The organism is Streptomyces sp. NPDC008092, from assembly GCF_042957285.1.
Lineage (GTDB): Bacteria > Actinomycetota > Actinomycetes > Streptomycetales > Streptomycetaceae > Streptomyces.
This window is the reverse complement of sequence record NZ_JBIBHY010000001.1, coordinates 785,500-805,065: the sequence shown is the minus strand read 5'-3', so window position 1 is coordinate 805,065 and position 19,566 is coordinate 785,500. Positions and strand designations below refer to the sequence as shown.

General features: G+C 69.2%; 19 protein-coding genes and 1 pseudogene. 13 read left to right on the top strand and 7 right to left on the bottom strand.

The annotated features are described in order from the left end of the window. Positions 1-7: 7 nt before the first annotated feature. The 4 genes from frc (at position 8) to ACFZB3_RS03265 (ending at position 6,318) form a co-directional block, all read left to right on the top strand. Positions 8-1,240, top strand: a complete 1,233-nt coding sequence (frc, locus tag ACFZB3_RS03280; RefSeq protein WP_391368810.1) for a formyl-CoA transferase — start codon at positions 8-10, stop codon at positions 1,238-1,240. A gap of 4 nt (positions 1,241-1,244) precedes the next feature. After that, positions 1,245-3,404: an acetate--CoA ligase family protein gene (locus ACFZB3_RS03275; RefSeq protein ID WP_391369733.1), complete on the top strand. Its 2,160-nt coding sequence runs from the start codon at positions 1,245-1,247 to the stop codon at positions 3,402-3,404. A gap of 126 nt (positions 3,405-3,530) precedes the next feature. Further along, complete coding sequence (locus ACFZB3_RS03270; RefSeq protein WP_391368806.1) at positions 3,531-4,919, top strand: MFS transporter; 1,389 nt, start codon at positions 3,531-3,533, stop codon at positions 4,917-4,919. A gap of 1 nt (position 4,920) precedes the next feature. Next, positions 4,921-6,318 (top strand): MFS transporter, encoded by a 1,398-nt coding sequence (locus ACFZB3_RS03265; RefSeq protein WP_391368803.1) that lies wholly within the window; start codon positions 4,921-4,923, stop codon positions 6,316-6,318. A gap of 210 nt (positions 6,319-6,528) precedes the next feature. Here the strand turns inward: ACFZB3_RS03265 and ACFZB3_RS03260 are convergent, their stop codons facing one another. Together ACFZB3_RS03260 and ACFZB3_RS03255 are read right to left on the bottom strand one after the other, a co-directional pair. Next, positions 6,529-7,383, bottom strand: a complete 855-nt coding sequence (locus ACFZB3_RS03260) for a Scr1 family TA system antitoxin-like transcriptional regulator (RefSeq protein WP_391368800.1) — start codon at positions 7,381-7,383, stop codon at positions 6,529-6,531. A 10-nt stretch (positions 7,384-7,393) separates the two neighbouring features. Then, positions 7,394-8,143, bottom strand: coding sequence for a DUF6879 family protein (locus ACFZB3_RS03255; RefSeq protein WP_391368797.1), 750 nt, complete (start codon positions 8,141-8,143; stop codon positions 7,394-7,396). A gap of 174 nt (positions 8,144-8,317) precedes the next feature. Here ACFZB3_RS03255 and ACFZB3_RS03250 point away from each other — a divergent pair, with 174 nt between their 5' ends. The 5 genes from ACFZB3_RS03250 (at position 8,318) to ACFZB3_RS03230 (ending at position 10,393) form a co-directional block, all read left to right on the top strand. Next, complete coding sequence (locus ACFZB3_RS03250; protein WP_391368794.1) at positions 8,318-8,536, top strand: hypothetical protein; 219 nt, start codon at positions 8,318-8,320, stop codon at positions 8,534-8,536. Further along, positions 8,533-8,766 carry a hypothetical protein gene (locus tag ACFZB3_RS03245; RefSeq protein WP_391368792.1) on the top strand — a complete coding sequence of 78 codons (234 nt, stop codon included), beginning with the start codon at positions 8,533-8,535 and terminating at the stop codon, positions 8,764-8,766. Before ACFZB3_RS03250 ends, ACFZB3_RS03245 begins: the two co-directional genes overlap by 4 nt. Beyond that, complete coding sequence (locus ACFZB3_RS03240; RefSeq protein WP_391368789.1) at positions 8,763-8,933, top strand: hypothetical protein; 171 nt, start codon at positions 8,763-8,765, stop codon at positions 8,931-8,933. The genes ACFZB3_RS03245 and ACFZB3_RS03240 overlap by 4 nt, the downstream gene beginning before the upstream one ends. A gap of 357 nt (positions 8,934-9,290) precedes the next feature. Continuing rightward, positions 9,291-9,518: a hypothetical protein gene (locus ACFZB3_RS03235; protein WP_391368786.1), complete on the top strand. Its 228-nt coding sequence runs from the start codon at positions 9,291-9,293 to the stop codon at positions 9,516-9,518. An 11-nt stretch (positions 9,519-9,529) separates the two neighbouring features. Continuing rightward, a complete protein-coding gene (locus tag ACFZB3_RS03230; protein WP_391368784.1) occupies positions 9,530-10,393 on the top strand; it encodes a phosphotransferase in 864 nt (287 codons plus the stop codon). Between the two features lie 93 nt (positions 10,394-10,486). Here the strand turns inward: ACFZB3_RS03230 and ACFZB3_RS03225 are convergent. Further along, positions 10,487-11,369: pseudogene (locus ACFZB3_RS03225) on the bottom strand (IS5 family transposase). A 189-nt stretch (positions 11,370-11,558) separates the two neighbouring features. On the opposite strand from ACFZB3_RS03225, the gene ACFZB3_RS03220 reads away from it, so the two are divergent. Then, complete coding sequence (locus ACFZB3_RS03220; protein WP_391368779.1) at positions 11,559-11,942, top strand: VOC family protein; 384 nt, start codon at positions 11,559-11,561, stop codon at positions 11,940-11,942. Between the two features lie 125 nt (positions 11,943-12,067). Continuing rightward, positions 12,068-13,057, top strand: coding sequence for a hypothetical protein (locus tag ACFZB3_RS03215; protein ID WP_391368776.1), 990 nt, complete (start codon positions 12,068-12,070; stop codon positions 13,055-13,057). A 13-nt stretch (positions 13,058-13,070) separates the two neighbouring features. Here the strand turns inward: ACFZB3_RS03215 and ACFZB3_RS03210 are convergent, their stop codons facing one another. The 4 genes from ACFZB3_RS03210 to ACFZB3_RS03195 all read right to left on the bottom strand — a co-directional run bounded on the left by ACFZB3_RS03210 (position 13,071) and on the right by ACFZB3_RS03195 (position 16,409). Then, complete coding sequence (locus tag ACFZB3_RS03210; protein ID WP_391368773.1) at positions 13,071-13,748, bottom strand: FCD domain-containing protein; 678 nt, start codon at positions 13,746-13,748, stop codon at positions 13,071-13,073. Positions 13,749-13,876: 128 nt separating this feature from the next. After that, positions 13,877-14,824: a beta-ketoacyl-ACP synthase 3 gene (locus ACFZB3_RS03205; RefSeq protein WP_391368770.1), complete on the bottom strand. Its 948-nt coding sequence runs from the start codon at positions 14,822-14,824 to the stop codon at positions 13,877-13,879. Between the two features lie 147 nt (positions 14,825-14,971). Beyond that, the gene (locus tag ACFZB3_RS03200; RefSeq protein ID WP_293994368.1) at positions 14,972-15,106 is read right to left on the bottom strand and encodes a hypothetical protein; all 135 of its coding nucleotides are present in this window, start codon (positions 15,104-15,106) and stop codon (positions 14,972-14,974) included. After that, on the bottom strand, positions 15,081-16,409 hold the full coding sequence (locus ACFZB3_RS03195; RefSeq protein ID WP_391368767.1) for an MFS transporter: 1,329 nt from the start codon (positions 16,407-16,409) through the stop codon (positions 15,081-15,083). The genes ACFZB3_RS03200 and ACFZB3_RS03195 overlap by 26 nt, the downstream gene beginning before the upstream one ends. Before the next feature lie 241 nt (positions 16,410-16,650). On the opposite strand from ACFZB3_RS03195, the gene ACFZB3_RS03190 reads away from it, so the two are divergent. Together ACFZB3_RS03190 and ACFZB3_RS03185 are read left to right on the top strand one after the other, a co-directional pair. Continuing rightward, positions 16,651-17,622 carry a 2-dehydropantoate 2-reductase gene (locus tag ACFZB3_RS03190; RefSeq protein WP_391368764.1) on the top strand — a complete coding sequence of 324 codons (972 nt, stop codon included), beginning with the start codon at positions 16,651-16,653 and terminating at the stop codon, positions 17,620-17,622. Beyond that, on the top strand, positions 17,619-19,565 hold the full coding sequence (locus ACFZB3_RS03185; RefSeq protein ID WP_391368762.1) for a molybdopterin-dependent oxidoreductase: 1,947 nt from the start codon (positions 17,619-17,621) through the stop codon (positions 19,563-19,565). The genes ACFZB3_RS03190 and ACFZB3_RS03185 overlap by 4 nt, the downstream gene beginning before the upstream one ends. Position 19,566 lies beyond the last annotated feature (1 nt).

The window sequence follows — 19,566 nt, the reverse complement described above, 5'->3', positions numbered from 1 at the left end:
AACGCCCATGACCACCAAGGCACTTGAGGGCATTCGCGTCCTCGACATGACGCACGTCCAGTCGGGCCCCTCCGCCACCCAGCTGCTCGCCTGGCTCGGCGCGGACGTGGTCAAGCTGGAGGCGCCGTCCGGTGACATCACGCGCAAGCAGCTGCGCGACCTCCCGGACGTCGACTCCCTCTACTTCACGATGCTCAACTGCAACAAGCGGAGCATCACCCTCAACACCAAGACCGAGCGCGGCAAGGAACTCCTGACCGAGCTGATCCGGCGCTCGGACGTGATGGTGGAGAACTTCGGCCCCGGCGCGGTCGACCGGATGGGGTTCACCTGGGACCGCATCAAGGAGATCAACCCGCGGATCGTGTACGCGTCCATCAAGGGGTTCGGGGACGGCCCGTACACCAACTTCAAGGCGTACGAGGTCGTCGCCCAGGCGATGGGCGGCTCGATGGCGACCACCGGCTTCGAGGACGGGCCGCCGCTGGCCACCGGCGCGCAGATCGGTGACTCGGGCACGGGAGTGCATACAGTAGCCGGAATACTGGCGGCACTCTTCCAGCGCGAGCACACCGGCCGCGGCCAGCGCGTCAACGTGGCCATGCAGCACGCCGTACTGAACCTCTGCCGGGTCAAGCTCCGCGACCAGCAGCGGCTGGCCCACGGCCGGCTCGCCGAGTACCCCAACGAGGACTTCGGCGACGAGGTGCCCCGCTCCGGCAACGCCTCCGGCGGCGGCCAGCCCGGCTGGGCGGTCAAGTGCGCGCCGGGCGGCCCGAACGACTACGTGTACGTGATCGTGCAGCCCGTCGGCTGGCAGCCGATCACCCAGCTCATCGGCCGCCCGGAGCTCGCGGACGACCCCGAGTGGGCGACCCCGGAGTCCCGCCTCCCCAAGCTCAACAAGATGTTCCAGCTGATCGAGGAGTGGTCCTCGACGCTCCCCAAGTGGGAGGTGCTGGAGAAGCTCAACGCCCACAACATCCCGTGCGGGCCGATCCTCTCCACCAAGGAGATCATCGAGGACGAGTCGCTGGTCGCCAACGAGATGGTGGTCACCGTCCCGCACCCCGAGCGCGGCGAGTTCGTCACCGTCGGCAGCCCGCTCAAGCTCTCCGACTCCCCCGTGGACGTGACCAGTTCGCCACTCCTGGGCGAGCACAACGAAGCGGTCTACATCGGCGAACTCGGCCTCGGCGACGAGGAGTTGCGCCTGCTCAAGTCGAACGGAGTGATCTGACGTGATGGCAGAGGACCGGGAGCTGCGGGTCCGCGAACTCCTCGGCGCCGTGCGGGCGGAGGGCCGTACCGCCCTCACCGCGCCGGAGGGCAAGGTGATCGCCGACGCGTACGGGATCGCCGTACCCGGCGAGGAACTGGCCACCGACGTCGACGAGGCGGTGGCGTACGCGGCACGCTTCGCCGCGCCCGTGGTCATGAAGATCGTCTCGCCGGACATCCTGCACAAGACCGACGCGGGCGGGGTCGTCGTCGGGGTGGAGGGCGCGGCGGACGTGCGGGCCGCCTTCCACCGGATCATCGACAACGCGCGTGCCTACGACGCCGACGCACGCATCGAGGGCGTCCAGGTGCAGGAGTTGCTGCCGAAGGGCACGGAGGTGATCGTCGGCGCGGTCACCGACCCGACCTTCGGGAAGGTCGTCGCGTTCGGGCTCGGCGGGGTGCTGGTCGAGGTGCTGAAGGACGTGACCTTCCGGCTCGCGCCCGTCTCCGCCGACGAGGCGCTGTCGATGCTGGACTCCATCAAGGCGGCCGAGGTGCTGCGCGGGGTGCGCGGGCAGGCCGGGGTGGACCGGTGGGCGGTCGCCGAGCAGATCCGCCGGGTCTCCCAACTGGTCGCGGACTTCCCGGAGATCGCCGAGGTGGACCTCAACCCGGTGATCGCCACGGCGGAGGGCGCGGTGGCCGCCGACATCCGGATCATCCTCGCGGAGCAGCAGCCGCATGAGCGCAGGAAGTACACGCGCGACGAGATCCTGGAGAGCATGCGCCGGCTGATGCAGCCCCGCTCCGTCGCCGTGATCGGCGCCTCCAACGAGCAGGGCAAGATCGGCAATTCGGTGATGCGCAACCTCGTGGACGGCGGCTTCGCCGGGGAGATCCATCCGGTGAACCCCAAGGCCGATGACATTCTGGGCCGCAAGGCGTACAAGAGTGTCACGGACGTTCCCGGAGAGGTGGACGTGGCAGTCTTCGCCATTCCCGCCAGGTTCGTGGCAGCGGCGCTGGAGGAGGTGGGCCGGAAGCGGATCCCCAACGCCGTCCTGATCCCCTCCGGCTTCGCGGAGACCGGCGAGCACGAACTCCAGGAGGAGATCGTCGCGATCGGCGAGCGCTACGGCATCCGTCTCCTCGGCCCGAACATCTACGGCTACTACTCCACCTGGCAGGACCTGTGCGCCACGTTCTGCACGCCGTACGACGTGAAGGGCGGGGTGGCGCTGACCTCCCAGTCGGGCGGCATCGGCATGGCGATCCTGGGCTTCGCACGCACCACCAAGACGGGTGTGTCGGCGATCGTCGGCCTCGGCAACAAGTCGGACCTGGACGAGGACGACCTGCTGACCTGGTTCGGCGAGGACCCGCACACCGAGTGCATCGCGATGCACCTGGAGGACCTGAAGGACGGCCGCGCCTTCGTCGAGGCGGCGCGAAACACCGTACCCAAGAAGCCCGTTGTGGTCCTCAAGGCGGGCCGTACCGCGGCCGGGGCCAAGGCGGCCGGTTCGCACACGGGCGCGCTCGCGGGCGACGACGCGGTGTACGACGACATCCTGCGGCAGGCGGGCGTCATCCGGGCGCCGGGCCTGAACGACATGCTGGAGTACGCGCGCGGCCTGCCGGTGCTGCCGCCCCCGCAGGGCGACAACGTAGTGATCATCACCGGCGCCGGCGGCAGTGGCGTTCTCCTCTCCGACGCGATCACCGACAACGGGCTGACCCTGATGGAGATACCGCCGGACCTGGACGAAGCGTTCCGGCGCTTCATCCCGCCGTTCGGCGCCGCCGGCAACCCGGTGGACATCACGGGCGGCGAGCCGCCGTCGACGTACGAGGCGACGATCCGGCTGGGCCTTGAGGACCCGCGGATCCACGCGCTCGTCCTCGGCTACTGGCACACCATCGTCACCCCGCCGATGGTGTTCGCGGAGCTGACCGCGCGGGTGGTCGCGGAGTTCCGGGAGCGGGGCATCGAGAAGCCGGTCGTCGCCTCGCTCGCGGGGGACGTCGAGGTCGAGGAGGCCTGCCAGTACCTGTACGAGCGGGGGGTCGTGGCGTACCCGTACACGACCGAACGGCCGGTGGCCGTGCTCGGCGCCAAGTACCGCTGGGCGCGGGCGGCCGGGCTGCTGGGCAGCGACCGGTTGGGGGGCGGGTCATGACGTAGCCGAGGAAGGGGCCGGCCGGCGGAGCGCGTCCCCGGCCGGCCCCGGGACCCGTGCGCGCACGAAAGGCATTGGACAGGGGGCGCTGGCCAGAGCTTTCGACGCAAGGGGTGCTGAGCGAACATGTCATCCATCGATCTAACGGCGTCCGTCCCCTTCAGGGAGGTGACGGACCGCAACGGCCGCAGGTACCGGATCGGCGAACGCGATGTCGATCTGATGGGCCGGACACGGAAATGGATGGTCATCCTGCCCTGGGTGGGCATGATGGGCATCAGCTCCGCCGAGTACGCGTTCACGTCGGCGGAGGACACGCTGCACGAGGCGCATCTGTGGAGCAGCGGGCACATCTTCTGGCTGATGGGCGTCTGGGTGTTCTTCCAGGCGGCCGTGGCCTTCCCGGCCGGGCAGCTGCGGGAGAGCGGTCGGCTCCCCGCCCGCACGGCCATGCTGATCGGCGCGGTGGGCACGCTGCTGGGCTACGTGTCGCTGGCGTTCGCACCGAACGTGGTCGTCGCCTATCTCGGCTTCGGCATGTGCAGCGGCATCGGCGCCGGTCTCGTCTACGCGACCTGCGTGAACATGGTCGGCAAGTGGTATCCGGAGCGCAAGGGCGGCAAGACGGGCTTCGTGAACGGCGGTTTCGCCTACGGATCCGTGCCCTTCGTCTTCCTCTTCACCTCGGTCCTCGACCTGGGCAACTACAAGGTCCTGCTGACCTCCGTCGGCATCGGACTGTGTCTGGTGGTGGCGTCGGCGGGCTGGTTCTTCAGGGACCCGCCGAAGAACTGGTGGCCGCCGCACGTGAATCCGCTGAAGGCCACTCAGGACCCGAAAATACGGCGGGCGTTGGAGAAGAACCCGCCGGCCGTCAAGCAGTACACCCCGAAGGAGGCCGCCCGTACCCCCGTCCTGTGGATGATGTGGTTCTGTCTGCTCTGCACGGCCGGGATCAATATCTTCGGCATCGCCTTCCAGGTGCCGTTCGGCAAGGACATGGGGTTCGCGGGCGGGATCGTGGCCACCGCCATGTCCCTCAAGGCGATCGTCAACGGCACCGGGCGCGGCGTCATCGGCTGGATCTCCGACCGGTACGGCCGCCGCCACACGCTCATCATCGTCTGCATCGTGCTCGGCACGGCACAGTTCGGCGTACTGGTCTCCGGCCAGATGCACAGCATGCCGTTCTTCCTGTTCTGCTCCATGGTCTCCGGGTTCGGCGGCGGGGCGATCTTCCCGCTCTTCGCGGCCATGACGGCGGACTACTTCGGTGAGAACAACAACGCCACCAACTACGGGATGGTCTACAGCTCCAAGCTGATCTCCGGCCTGGTGGGCTCCGGTCTGGGCGCGGTCGTCGTCGGTGAGTGGGACTACCACGGCGCGTTCGTGCTCGCGGGCTCCGTCGGCCTGGCCTCCGCAGTGCTGGCCCTCTTCCTCAAGGCACCGGGCAGGCCCAGCGCCCGGCGCATCGTCCCCAACCCGCAGCCGCTCGGCGAGGAGATGGCGTGACATGACGGCAGACCCTGTAGCCACGAACAGCACCGACGCCGGACGGCGTCCGTACCGCGAGGTCACGGACGCCCGCGGCCGGGTGTACCGGATCGGCGAGACCGACCGGGACATCCTCGGCCACTCCCGCAACATCATGGTGTACCTGCCGTGGATCGCCATGATGGCCATCAGCGTCTTCGAGTACGCGTACGGCTCCGCGGAGGACACCCTCTCGCACGCGCACGGCTGGACCCAGTCCAACACCTTCTGGATCCTGAGCGTCTGGGTGTTCTTCCAGGCCGGCATCGCCTTCCCGGCGGGCTGGCTGCGCGAGAAGGGCATCCTCACCGCCCGCCGCGCCATGTACACCGGCTCCGTGATGTGCCTGATCGGCTTCCTGGCCCTCTCCCACATCAGCGAGATATGGCTGGCGATCATAGGCTTCGGCGTGATCGGCGGACTGGGCTCCGGTCTGGTCTACGCGACCTGCATCAACATGGTCGGCAAGTGGTTCCCCGAACGCCGGGGCGCCCGCACGGGGTTCGTGAACGGCGGCTTCGCCTACGGCTCGCTCCCCTTCATCTTCATCTTCAACTACGCCTTCGACACGGCGAACTACCACCGCGTCCTGGACCTGATCGGCGCGTACGTGATGGTCGTCGTCCTGGTCACCGCGTTCTTCTTCAAGGACCCGCCGAAGAACTGGTGGCCGGCCGACATCGACCCGCTCACGCACGGGACCGACACCAGGACCGGCGCGTCCGTCACCAAGAACCCGCCTGCGGTACGCCAGTTCACCCCGAAGGAGGCGATCCGCACCGGCATGCTCCCGCTGATGTGGATCGCGATCGTCATGACGGCCGGCGTGTCGATCTTCGGCATCTCCTTCCAGGTGGACTTCGCGAAGGACGTCGGCTTCGGCCCGCTCGTCGCGGCCTCCTCCATGGGTGTGATGGCGGTCATCAACGGCATCGGCCGCGGCGTCGTCGGCTGGCTCTCCGACCGCCTCGGCCGCAAACCGACCCTGGTCTTCGTCATCGTCGTCCTCGGGCTCGCCCAGTTCGGCGTGATCTGGGCCGGTGACATCAAGAGCGAGTGGCTGTTCCTGTTCTTCGCCTTCCTCTCCGGCTTCGGCGGCGGCGCCTTCTACCCGCTCTTCGCCGCCCTCACCCCGGACTACTTCGGCGAGAACTACAACGCCACCAACTACGGCCTCGTCTACAGCGGCAAGCTCATCAGCGGCCTCTTCGGCGGCGGCCTCGGCTCCATGGTCGTCGGCGCCTGGGGCTACAACGGCGCCTACGCCCTGGCCGGCGGCATCTCGATGCTGGCGGCAGGGGTGGCCCTGCTGCTGCGGCAGCCGGGGCGGGGGACGACCGCCAAGGTGGGGGTGATGCAGCCGCAGACGGCTACCTGACGGTTTCCGCCGGACCTCAGGGCGAGGCGTTCCCGATGGGGTGGCGAGTCCCGGACCCGGGTCCGGGACTCAGCCGCTTCAGGAACACGGCCTTCGCCGGCTCGATCTCCTTGGGGGGGGCACCGGGAAACGGGCGGTTGAACATTTCATCGGGGTCCGGAGGGCCGTCGCCCTTTCAAGCTTGGGTGACGACAACGGCCGGGCCCTGCGTCAACTGTGGGGGTTGAGGGCACGGCGGGCGGCGTTGATGACGTTGTGGGCGTCGGAGCCGTAGACGGCGGACTCGCTCAGAGTCTTCCAGACCTTCCAGTACAGGGCGATGCTGTCGGCATCGTCCAGCCAAAGCTCCGCGTGCCAGTCCTCGGCGATCACAAGCCTGTCGTCCAGGACCCAGAAGCCGTTCGCGGTGGGGATCTTCAGCGGCGCTCCGAGAGGAACAATCCCGAGTTCCACGGTGTCCATGCCGATGATGCCGGCCAGCCGGTCGAGCTGACTCGCGAGGACGGCGGGCGGACAGACGAGCGCACGCAGGGCCGCCTCCCACACGAGGGCGTGCAGTTTCCGCCCCGCCTGGTACAGCCACTCCTGGCGCTTCATCCGGGACCGGACAGCAGCGTCGGTGTCCCGCACCGAGTTCTGAAGGTCGGCGTACCGCAGGAAGATGTGCCGCGCGTAGTCGGCGGTCTGCAACATGCCGGGGATGACGGACTCTTCCCACGCATAGATGGCCCTGGACCGGTCGATCTCCAGGTTCCAGCTGTCCTGGACGGGCTTGTGTCCGGCAGCGAGCTGGCGGCGCCACGAGCGGATGTGGGACTCGAACCCCTTCAGGCGGGTGTCCAGTTCATCGAAAGCGTCGGGCTGCCCGACGCCGTCCGCCCAGGCGCGCAGGTCTTCGGGCGTGGCGGTCTGCCTGCCGTTCTCCAGCTTGTAGATCTTGGAATGCGGCCAGCCCAGCCGCTGGGCGAGCTGAGGGCCGGTGAGCCGTCCTGAGGTGGCCGAGAGGCGCAGTTCCCGGAGACGTACCCCGAGAGCTTCCCGGGCCTGCTGGTAGTCCGTGCTCACCGGCAGCTCGTCAGGCCTTGCGCAGCTGGGCGGCAAACTCGCCGCAGGGGACGGCGCCGTGCATCGCAGCGTCACGCAGCTGGACGTACCGCAACACCTCGGCGGGCTCGGTGATGACCTCGACGTCGTGGAACACGTCCTCGCTGTCGAAGTTGAGGCGGGCGACCAGGCGGCTGTCGAAGATCCAGAAGTCCTCGCTGCCCAGCAGGCGGGCCTCGGCCTCACCGCGCGGCAGGCAGCGGATGTCCTCTCCGGCCGCCGTGTTGCGGGGCGAGTCGGCGAGCAGGAACAGCTGGCCCTCGGTCGGTGGCTCGTCAACGATCCGGACGCGCCCGATCGACTTCCCGAGGAGAGTCTGGTTGCGGATGTTCCTGGACCAGTCGTCGTCGTAGTCGAGGGTGATGGTGTCTGTCCCGACGAACTCGGCGTAGGTCGGGTCCGCGCGGTCGGAGGCATAGCCCCGACGGGTCTCCAGGCGCCAAGCCGTGTGCTCGAAGGTGCGGAAGAGCTGGCCGAACTCGTCCCGGCCGATGATCTCCGACACGCGCTCCATCTCCTTGGGGCCGTGGTTGACGAGCAGTTCGCGCGGCACGACCACCGCCACGTCGTCCGGGCCGATGTGCCTGAGGCGGGCTAGATCGACCGGGTCGGTCAGGGGCGGTCCCTGCACGATGATCTCGCCGGACTCGATGTCCTCGTGCACGGCGGGGCATCCACCGTTCTTGCTGTCCGTGCCATTGAAGCGCAGTTGTCGGGCCATGGTCGTCTCCCTCGGAGTAGAGATCTGCCACCCCCAGCATCGGCGCATCCGAAGCCGCCTACTACAGCGTGCACGCCCCTCCATGAGACCACAGGAGAACAACCAATCCAAGGGTGAGAACATTCGAGAACATCGCATGGCCGGTGCCAACGCTGGCTTCCTACGGTCCTGTTCATGGCCACGAACACAACGGACTGGCGCAACGCGCCGGACACCGACCCGCGCGAGGCAGTCGAGACCCTGCGGGCAGCGCTGGACCGAGCCGGGATCGTTCTCCCATCGCTGGGCACCGACCTCGTCAACCCAGATCTGAATCTGGTCGAGTTGGGGCGCGTCCGTGCCGACGTGGCCCTCCGCCTGGCCAGGGCACTTGACCAGGGGGCTCACGAGTGACCGCCGAGGAGCCCGCCGGCACCCTGGTCATCGACACCGCCAGCGACCGGCTCGGGTACGTCATGGGGCGCGAGGGTCCGTACATCCAGCTGCGCCCGGTGGCCGAAGGGCGAGAGTGGGACGCCGACCCCGCTCACGTCCGCCGAGCCACGGACGAGGAGCGATTGCGGGCCGTGGCCGAACGGACCCGCGCCATGAACTCGTTCAGCAGCGGCGGCATCTTCCCGTGAGCGCCCCGACCGAGGACACCTCGACCATGTCCGCGGAGTGCGCCCTCGCCCAGCAGCCGGGTTACGGGAAGCTGCACCAGGACTGCCGCCAGACCCGGGACATCCCCCTCCCTCACGGCCGGGACATCCTGCTCATACCCCGCTGCACCTGCCCCCACCACGGGTGACGCCCCAGACAGCACCTGAAACCCCTTCTGACCTGCGACTGAGCCTCGCCCACACTAAATCGGGCGAGGCTTCATCATGCTCTGTTCCATTTACGGCGAGATGAGCTATGGCGCCAACAAGGTCCTGGTTTTACATGAGCCCGAAGTTCGACCCAGGGCCGTTCATGAGCTGGCGGGTTGGCCACGTGCACTTCGCACCAGGTGCCTTGACGTGGACCGGCTACCGATTGAGTCCGGAACCTCACCTAGATCAAATAGTGAGCGGGGTCGGCTGGACCGACCCCAACCCCGAGAACATCTGCGCGCACGTCAGCGCGAGTGTCCCGGTCCGACCCGCTACAGGGAAGGTAAGGATCGGTGGACAGTGCAGCCATCCTCTTCATTCTCGCCATCGCTGGCGAGGTCATCTTCGCGTTGTACGTACTTGAGGACGTACTCAACCGGCTCCCGCGTCTCTTCGCGTCCGCGCAGCGAGCGCGCGACACCTGGGACCAGCTGACGAGGAAGACCAGCGACACGAGCAAGCCCCATGGGCTCTCTGGCCTCCAAGCGCGCCGGGCCGCCGCCGTAGAGTTCTGGCTGTGACAGTTCACCGAATGCCCGCCGCAGAGGTTTCGGTCTCTGTCGACTTGGTGCGCCGTCTACTCGGCGAGCAGCACCCCGACCTGGCGGACCTGCCCATCGAGGTGCTGGCGAACGGCTGGGACAACCTTGTGTGCCGGTTGGGCGAGGAGTTCCTCGTCCGGCTGCCGCGGCGCGCTATGGCCGCTGAACTCGTCTCGCACGAGCAACGGTGGTTGCCGGAGTTGGCCGACCGCCTGCCGTTGCCCGTGCCGGCGCCGGTGCGCGTCGGCCAGCCGACGGCTGAGTACCCGTGGGCTTGGAGCGTCGTACCGTTCTTCCCGGGTCTGATCGCGGCCCGGTCGGAGCCCGACGACCCCTGGTCGGCTGCGACAACCCTCGGCGGTTTTCTTGATGCGCTGCACGTCCCGGCTCCATCACAGGCGCCCGTCAACTCGTTTCGCGGGATTCCGCTGGCCGGACGCGCCGAGGGCGTCCTGACCGGGCTGGCGCACGTGGATCAGGCTGACCGCGCCACAGCACGGCAGATCTGGCAGGCGGCTGCCGCGGCGCCCGCTTGGGACGGGCCGCCGGTGTGGTTGCACGGGGACCTGCCCCCGGCCAACATCCTGGTCGACCGCGGCCGGATCAGCGCCGTGATCGACTTCGGTGACATCACCTCCGGCGATCCCGCCGCTGACCTGTCCGTGGCCTGGATGCTGTTCACGGCGGAGCAGCGTGCCGCCCTTCGCCACGCGTACGGCCGCGCGGACGACGCCACCTGGAAACGAGCCCGCGGGTGGGCGCTCGCCCTGTCCCTGGTCTTCTTGTCGCACTCGGCGGACAACCCGCTGATGCAAGGCATCGGCGAGCGCGCCTTCCGATCGGTACTGGAGTAGCGGGCGGCTTTCAGATTCTGCCTGTCGGAGCCCGGCGCCGTGCGCTCCAGGGCGCTTCTTGCAGTTGTGGCCGCGGTGCCGAGGGCGGGCTGATCAGGGCTTGATCCAGAGGCGGATCGAGGCTGCGGTGACAGTTCCGTGGAAGACGTAGGCGCGCCTATCATAGCGCGTCGCCACCGCCCGGAAGTGTTTGATCCGGTTGATCGTGCGCTCGACCTCATTACGGCGCTAGTACATCTGATTGTCGAAGCTGGCGGGCCGACCTCCTTTGCTGCCGCGGCGCCGACGGTTCGCTAGCTGATTCCTCGGCTCCGGGATCGTGTGCCTGATCTGGCGTCTAGGCAGGTAACGGCGGTTGCGGAGGGAGCTGTACGCCTTATCGCCGCCGAGATGATCCGGCCGCGTCCGGGGACGCCCGCCGCCAGGGCGCTCGACCTGGATGCGTTCCAGCACCGGGACGAGTTGAGGGCTGTCGCTCCACTGGCCAGGCGTGATCAGCGTGGCCAGCGGCCGGCAGCCGCCCTCCCCGGCAAGGTGGATCTTGGAGGTGAGGCCGCCGCGGGAACGGCCGAGTCCCTCATCGGGCCGGTGCCGGCGAGGAATCGACCGTCTCTTCGGGATCCGGGGCACTCTGCGCGGTGTCCCGGCCGAGTGCTGGTGGGCCCGGCAGGTGGTGAAGTCCACGCTCACCATGCTCCGGTCGATCCGCCCTTCTGCGCCGGCATCGGTCAGGAATGCCTGGAGAATCCGATCCCAGGTCCCATCCGCGGACCAGCGGCGATGGCGTTCGCACACCGTCTCCCAGTTTCCGAACCGCTCTGGCAAGTCCCCGCCACGGTACGCCCGAACGGATCCGGCACAGAAACCCGTTGATCACTTTCCGGTGATCGCTCCACCGTCCGCCTCGGCGACCGAGCTTCGGCAAATGCGGTGAGAGTCGTGCCCACTCATCGTTCGTCAGATCGCTCCGCCCCACAAACAGGACGATGGCCCCGAGGCCAGCCGGTCACCGGATCCGCCGGACAGGCTCTAGGCGGCCAGCAGCAGGCGGAAGGGGATCGAGGAAGAAGCGGTACCCCCCCCGACATGGGACAGGGCACGCCAATGAGCAGCGGCTCGTCGGTCTGTTCAACGCAGGGTCCGTGGCGCCGCGGTAGCGTCAACCATGCGATCCCGAACGAGCGGCATGTGGTGGGGAACAGCCGTCGAGGCACCGGACCCCGCGCTCCTGGCCCGCTTCTACGCCGAGCTGCTGGAGTGGCCGATCGTGCACGAGGAGCCCGGGACGGCTGTCGTCGCGCCGCCGCAGGGAGCCGTGTACATCGTGTTCCAGGAGGCTGCCGGATATCGGCCGCCGACTTGGCCGCCGGTCGAAGGTGAGCAGCGCACGATGATGCACCTCGACTTCCAGGTGGCCGACCTGGACGCGGCGGTGGCCGAGGCCGTCGCCCTGGGAGCGGTACTCGCGCCGGATCAGCCGCAGGACCACGTACGCGTGCTGTTCGACCCCGCCGGTCGTCCCTTCTGCCTGTGCCGGGACGACGGGTAGGGGTAGGGGTAGGGGTAGGGACAGGGGTAGGGACGGGACCCGCGAAAATCGTACGCGCCTTCTGCGCGGGTCCCATAGATTCCCGGCGGGAGGCCTGCCGAGGTGCTCCGAATGCGGAGGCATCGATGACCGTGGAGTCGATACCGGTGAGCGCGGCGCCGAAGTCGCTGGCGTGGCAAGGTGACCAACTGGTCTGCGTGGTCGGGGGCGGTCGGCGCTGGGGCCCGGACGGCACGGAGCGGAGGGCGGCCTTCGACTGGGCGTTTCCGTTCGACGCCGGGACCGCCTCGGTCCCGGGACCCTATGCGGCGGTGTACCAGGAGCGCGGGACGAAGGGCATGCTGCTCGACGGCGAACGGATCGTGCGGGAGCTGAACCGCAGCTACTACCACGCACCGGACTACGACTACCCGCTCGCCCTGGGCGAGTTGGGCGACGGGCGTGAGGTCGTCGTGCACTGCCCCGACGAATACAACGTGCTCCAGATCGAGGATGCCGCGAGTGGCGAGCGGCTGACCGCCGGCGGGCGTGAGCCGCAGGACGTCTTCCACTCCAGGCTCGGCCTGAGCCCGGACGGCCGGTACCTGCTCTCGGTCGGCTGGGTCTGGCAGCCCTTCGGGATCGCCAGGGTCTACGACACGACGCTCGCGCTCACCGACCCCGGCACCCTGGACGGCGAGGGCCTGTTGCCGACCGCGGCGGTCATGAGCGGGGAGGTGACGGCGGGCTGCTGGCTCGACGCCGACCGGCTGGTGCTGGCGGCGGGTTCGGAGGAGTGGGACGAGGAGGAGACGGCCGGGCTGCCGCCGCGCCACCTCGGGGTGTGGTCCGTGTCCGAGGGGCGCTGGCTCCACCGCAGTCCCGTCGGCGATGCCGAGCCGGGGGTGCTGCTGCTGCCCCGTGGCGACCAGGTGATCTCGTTCCCCGGCCACCCACGGCTGCTCGACACGGCCACCGGGCGCGTCGTCGCGGAGTGGCCCGAGGTCGAGGTGCCCGTCAAATCCGCCTGCTTCGGCGGCAGTCACGTCCGGACCCCCGTCGCCGCCCTCCACCCGGACGGCACCCGGCTGGCCGTCGCGGCGGCGGGGAGCATCGCGCTCATCACGCTGCCGTGAGCCCTGAGCAGGGTCAGGCCTTCGCCCGCTCGTGGTACGACCGCCGCGTGTGCTCCGTGTGTTCGCGCATCAGCGTCGTCGCCAGTTGCTCGTCCCGTGCCGTGATCGCCGCGATGAGTTCGCGGTGTTCGATCCAGGACTGCCGGCCGCGCTGGCGGGCCACCGGCGTGTAGTACCAGCGGACCCGGCGGTCGACCTGGGCGGCGAGTTCGGCGAGGACCGTGTTGCCGGCCAGGGCCATGATCTTGGCGTGGAACGCGGCGTTCAGGGCGACGGCCGCGTCCACCTCGTCCGCGGCGACCGCCTTCTCGCCCTCGGCGCAGAGGGATTCGAGGGCGGCCACGCCCGCGCTGCCCGCGTTGGCGGCCGCCAGCCGGGCCGCCTCCGCCTCCAACAGGGTGCGGACGGTGAGGAGTTGGTCGGCCTCGTCCTCCGTCGGCTCGTGGACGAACGCGCCCTGGGCGGGCCGGAGGTCGACCCAGCCCTCGGTGTTCAGCCGTTGGAGCGCCTCGCGCACGGGCTGCCGGGAGACACCGAGGTGGCCGGCGAGTTCGCTCTCCACGAGATGCTGGCCGGGCTGGAGGGAACGGGTGGTGATGAGTTCCAGCAGCGCCTCGTAGACGCGGTCGCGGAGCGGACCGGGGCGTTCGAGCTTCGGCACCGCGCCCTGCGGCAGTCCGGCTGACAACATCGGGTCCCCCTTCGGCAGACACCCGTTACGAGCGGACACTCAGTATCGATTGTCTTTCGTCTACAGTCTACGGCGCACAGCTGCCAGGGGAAGCGGGAGTTGACCACGTCACACCGCAGAACGCGCTCTCACGGACAGCGCACGACCTGGCCCGCGTAGGACAGGTTGCCGCCGAAGCCGAACAGCAGGACCGGGTCGCCGCCGGAGACGCGCCCCTGCTCGACCAGCTTCGACAAGGCCAGCGGGATGCTCGCCGCCGACGTGTTCCCGGACTCGGTGACGTCCCGCGCGACGACCGCGTTCACCGCGCCGATCTTCGCCGCGAGCGGCTCGATGATCCGCAGGTTCGCCTGGTGCAGCACGACCGCCGCGAGGTCCACGGGGTCCACCCCGGCCTTCGCGCAGGCGCGCCGCGCGATGGGCGGCAGCTGGGTGGTGGCCCAGCGGTAGACGCTCTGCCCCTCCTGCGCGAACCGGGGCGGGGTGCCCTCGATCCGTACGGCGTGGCTCATCTCGGGGACGGAACCCCACAGGACCGGTCCGATCCCGGTCTCCTCGCCCGGGCCGCACGCCTCGACCACGGCCGCGCCCGCCCCGTCGCCGACCAGGACGCACGTCGTACGGTCGGTCCAGTCCGTCACCTCGGACATCTTGTCGGCGCCGATGACGAGCGCGCGGGTGGCGGCGCCCGCCCGGACGGTGTGGTCGGCGGTGGCGAGCGCGTGGGTGAAACCGGCGCACACGACGTTGATGTCCATCGCGGCGGGCTGCGGGATGCCCAGCCGGGCGGCCACGCGCGCGGCGGTGTTCGGGGAGCGGTCGATCGCGGTGGAGGTGGCGACCAGCACCAGGTCGATGTCGGCGGGGGTGAGCCCGGCCGCGGCGAGGGCCTTGGCGGCGGCGTGCGCGGCCAGCTCGTCGACGGGTTCGTCGGGGCCCGCGATGTGCCGGGTGTTGATGCCCACCCGGCTGCGGATCCACTCGTCACTGGTGTCGACCATGCCCGCCAGGTCCTCGTTGGTGAGTACCTTTGCAGGCTGGTAGTGGCCGACGGCGGCGATGCGCGAGCCGTTCATGGGTGGTGGAGCCCCCTCGTTGCCTCGGTGTGGGTCCACCAGTCTGTTCAGTGACTCACCGGTACGACGGCACGTGAGGCCACAGGAAACGGGCGCCCGAGTTGTCGGCTTCTTGCAGACCCTCGGACGCCCGCGTATTCCCGCCGGTCACCCGTTGAACAGTTGTGTCGCCTTCTGCACGAGTTCGTACACCCCGTAGGCGAAGGGCGCGCCCACCCAGATCCAGGCGACGGCGATCAGCCAGCGGCGGTCCGGCTCAGGCCGGCTGCTCTCGTTCGACATCGACGGCCTCCCTCGGGGCGGGGATGTGGTGGCGGGTGCTGACGGGGCGGATCAGCTCGTTGGCGACGAATCCGACGACGAGCAGTCCGATCATGATGCCGAAGGACAGGGTGTACAGGTCGGAGCCGTGCTTGCCGGCGTCCTTCTGGTGGTCGGCGATCCAGTTGACGATCAGCGGGCCGAGCACCCCGGCCAGTGACCAGGCGGTGAGCAGCCGGCCGTGGATGGCGCCGACCTGGTAGGTGCCGAAGAGGTCCTTCAGGTAGGCGGGGACGGTCGCGAAACCGCCGCCGTAGAAGGAGAGGATCACCAGGGCGCAGAGGATGAACAGGGGTTTCGAGGAGTCCCCGAACAGGGCTATGAGCAGGTACATCACCGCGCCCACGCCCAGGTAGACGCGGTAGATGTTCTTGCGGCCGATCAGGTCGGAGGTGGACGACCAGCCGATCCGGCCCGCCATGTTGGCGGCGGAGAGCAGGGCGACGAACCCGGCCGCGGCGGACACCGTCACCGGGGTGGAGCTGTCCGCGAAGAAGTCCGTGATCATCGGCGCGGCCTTCTCCAGGATGCCGATGCCGGCGGTCACGTTCATGCAGAGCACGACCCACAGGCACCAGAACTGCGGGGTGCGGATCGCGCTGTTCGCGGAGACCTGCACGCCCTCGAAGGCGCTCGGCGCGTCCACGACAGGTTTTTCCGTGCGCGGGACGCGGATCAGCAGCACGCCGAGGGTCATGAAGACGGCGTACGACAGCCCGTGCACCAGGAAGGCGAGCGCGATGCCATCGTTGTCACTGCCGAAGGACGAGAGCATCTGCGCGGACCAGGGCGAGGCGATCAGCGCGCCGCCACCGAAGCCCATGATGGCGATGCCGGTGGCCATGCCGGGCCGGTCCGGGAACCATTTGATCAGCGTGGAGACCGGTGAGATGTAGCCGATGCCGAGGCCGATGCCGCCGACCACGCCGTAGCCGAGGACGATCAGCCAGAACTGCTTGGTCTCGGCGCCGAGGGCGGAGATCAGGAAGCCGGTGGAGAAGCAGATCAGGGCGACCGTCATGGCCCAGCGCGGGCCGTTGCGCTCGACGAGGGTGCCGCCGAACGCGGCCGACAGACCGAGCATCACGATCGCGAACTGGAAGGGCAGCGCGCTCTCGGTGCCGCTCAGGTTCAGCGCGGATTCGAGCGGCGGCTTGAACACGCTCCAGGCGTAGGCCTGGCCGATGGAGAGGTGGACGGAGAGGGCGGCGGGCGGGACGAGCCAGCGGCTCCAGCCCGGCGGTGCTACAGGGGGGCTGCTCATGAATCCGGAACGGTAGGGCTCCCCAAGGTGGTTGAGAACCCGACGAGTCGATCGTATGCGTTGAGCGGTATCCAGAAAGCGCCGAACGGTCGCTGTCCGAACCCTTGTCGCTCTCGACTCCATACTGTAGACAATATTTCGTCGACATGATTCGGCCGACGATGGTCGGCCGACCGCTTCACACGACCCGGTCTCCCCGAGGCCGCCTCCGCGGTATCCCTCAAACCGAACGGAGTGTTCCGTGAAAGTCGCAGTCCTGGGCGCCGGTGCGATCGGCGCCTACGTCGGTGCCGCGCTCCACCGCGCGGGCGCCGATGTGCATCTCATCGCCCGTGGACCCCATCTGGCGGCCATGAGGCAGTACGGAGTACGGGTGCTGAGCCCGCGCGGCGACTTCACCGCGCACGCCCACGCCACCGACGACCCGGCCGAGGTCGGCCCGGTCGACTACGTCTTCCTGGGTCTGAAGGCCAACTCGTACGCGGCGTGCGGGCCGCTGGTCGAGCCGCTGCTGCACGAGCGCACGGCGGTGGTCGCCGCCCAGAACGGCATCCCCTGGTGGTACTTCCACCGGCACGGCGGCCCCTACGACGGCCACCGCGTCGAGAGCGTCGACCCGGGCGGTGCGGTCAGCGCCGTACTCGCCCCCGAACGCGCCCTCGGCTGCGTGGTCTACGCGGCCACCGAACTCGAAGCCCCGGGCGTAGTGCGGCACTTGGAGGGCACCCGGTTCTCGATCGGCGAGCCCGACCGCAGCGTCTCCAAGCGCTGCCTGCGGTTCAGTGAGGCCATGCAGACCGGCGGGCTGAAGTGCCCGGTGGAGCCCGACCTGCGCAACGACATCTGGCTCAAGCTGCTCGGCAACATCTCCTTCAACCCGATCAGCGCGCTGGCCCGCGCCACCATGCGGCAGATGTGCCTGCACGGCGGCACCCGCCGGGTCATCGAGATCATGATGCGCGAGACGCTCGACGTCGCCGAGGCGCTCGGCTGCGAGGTCGGGATCTCCATCGAACGCCGGCTGGCGGGCGCCGAGAAGGTCGGCGACCACCGCACCTCCACGCTCCAGGACCTGGAACGCGGCAAACCGCTGGAACTCGACGTGCTCCTCGCGGCCGTCGTCGAGCTGGCGGAGATCACCGGCGTGCAGGTGCCCACCCTGCGCACCGTGCACGCCATCTCGGACCTGCTCGCGCTGAGGAGCGCCGCATGAGGAGTACGACAGGCACGAAAACCACCCGGAAGCGCGAACCGAAGACCTACACCCGTCTCACCCACCCGCTGGTCAGGGACGCGCGCAACGAACCGTTCCGGCAGGCGAGCTGGGACGAGGCCCTGGAGCGCGCGGCCCGCAGCCTGGAGCGCAACCGGGACGCGTTCGGGATGTTCTCCTGCGCCCGCGCCACCAACGAGATGAACTACGTGGCGCAGAAGTTCGCCCGGGTGGTGATGGGCACCAACAACGTCGACTCCTGCAACCGGACCTGTCACGCCCCGAGCGTGGCCGGCCTGAGCGCCGCCTTCGGCTCCGGCGGCGGCACCTCGTCGTACGAGGAGATCGAGCACACCGACGTCATCGTGATGTGGGGCTCCAACGCCCGCTTCGCGCACCCGATCTTCTTCCAGCACGTGCTGAAGGGGATCAGGAACGGCGCCCGGATGTACGCCGTCGACCCGCGCCGCACCTCCACCGCCGAGTGGGCGGAGAGCTGGCTCGGCCTGAACGTCGGCACGGACATCCCGATGGCGCACGCGATCGGCCGGGAGATCATCCACGCGGGGCTGCACAACGAGGCGTTCATCGGGCGGGCGACCACCGGCTTCGAGGAGTACCGGGCGCTCGTGGAGCCCTGGACGCTGTCCCTCGCCGAGAAGGTGACCGGCGTACCGGCGCGGGCGATACGGGAGTTGGCGCACGCCTACGCCCGCGCCGAGCGCGCCCAGCTGTGCTGGACCCTCGGCATCACCGAGCACCACAACGGCACCGACAACGTCCGCGCCCTGATCAACCTCTCCCTGCTCACCGGTCAGGTGGGCCGCTGGGGAGCCGGGCTGCAGCCGCTGCGCGGCCAGAACAACGTGCAGGGCGGCGGCGACATGGGCGCGATCCCCAACCGCCTGCCCGGCTTCCAGGACATCCTCGACCCGGACGCCCGGCTGAAGTTCGAGTCGGCCTGGGACACGGTGATCCAGCCGCACTACGGGCTGAACCTCACCGAGATGTTCGAGGCGATGGAGGAGGGCACGCTCAGGGCCGTCTACTGCATCGGCGAGAACCCGGCCCAGTCGGAGGCCGACAGCGAGCAGGCGATACGGCGGCTGGGCGCCCTCGACTTCCTGGTCGTCCAGGACATCTTCCTCACGAAGACGGCGGAGCTGGCGGACGTGGTGCTGCCCGCGACCGCCGGCTGGGCGGAGACCGAGGGCACCACCACCAACAGCGAGCGCCGGGTGCAGCGCGTGCGCCGTGCGGTCACCCCGCCCGGCGAGGCCCGGGAGGACATCGACATCCTCTGCGCGCTGGCGGCCCGGCTCGGCCACGACTGGAAGTACGCGGACGCGGAGGCCGTCTGGAACGAGCTGCGGTCGGTGTCCCCGGACCACTACGGGATGACGTACGACCGTCTCGTCGAGCACCAGGGCATCCAGTGGCCGTGCCCGAGCACCGACCGCCTCGAACCGACGTACCTGCACGGCAGGTTGTGGGAGACCGACCCGGCAAGGCGCGGGATGCCGGCGCCCTTCGGGCTGGTCCGGCACGATCCGCCGGTCGACCTCACCGACGAGGAGTACCCGGTCCGGCTCACCACCGGACGACGCCTCGACTCCTACAACACCGGTGTCCAGAGCGGCGGTTACGCCTCCCCGCTGCGGCGCGGCGAGTACATCGAGCTGTGCCCGGAGGACGCCGAGCGGTACGGGGTGGTCGTCGGCGAGGAGGTCCAGGTGTCCTCGCGGCGGGGCGCGGTGGTGGCGCCGGTCTGGATCGACACGGCGCTGCGCCCCGGTCTCGCCTTCATGACCATGCACTTTACCGACGAGGTGGACACCAACCAGCTGACGATCGAGGCCAACTGCCCGATCGCGGGGACGGCGGAGTTCAAGGCGTCGGCGATCCGTATCGAGAAGCTCCCGGTCGCGACCATCGTGAGGTGAC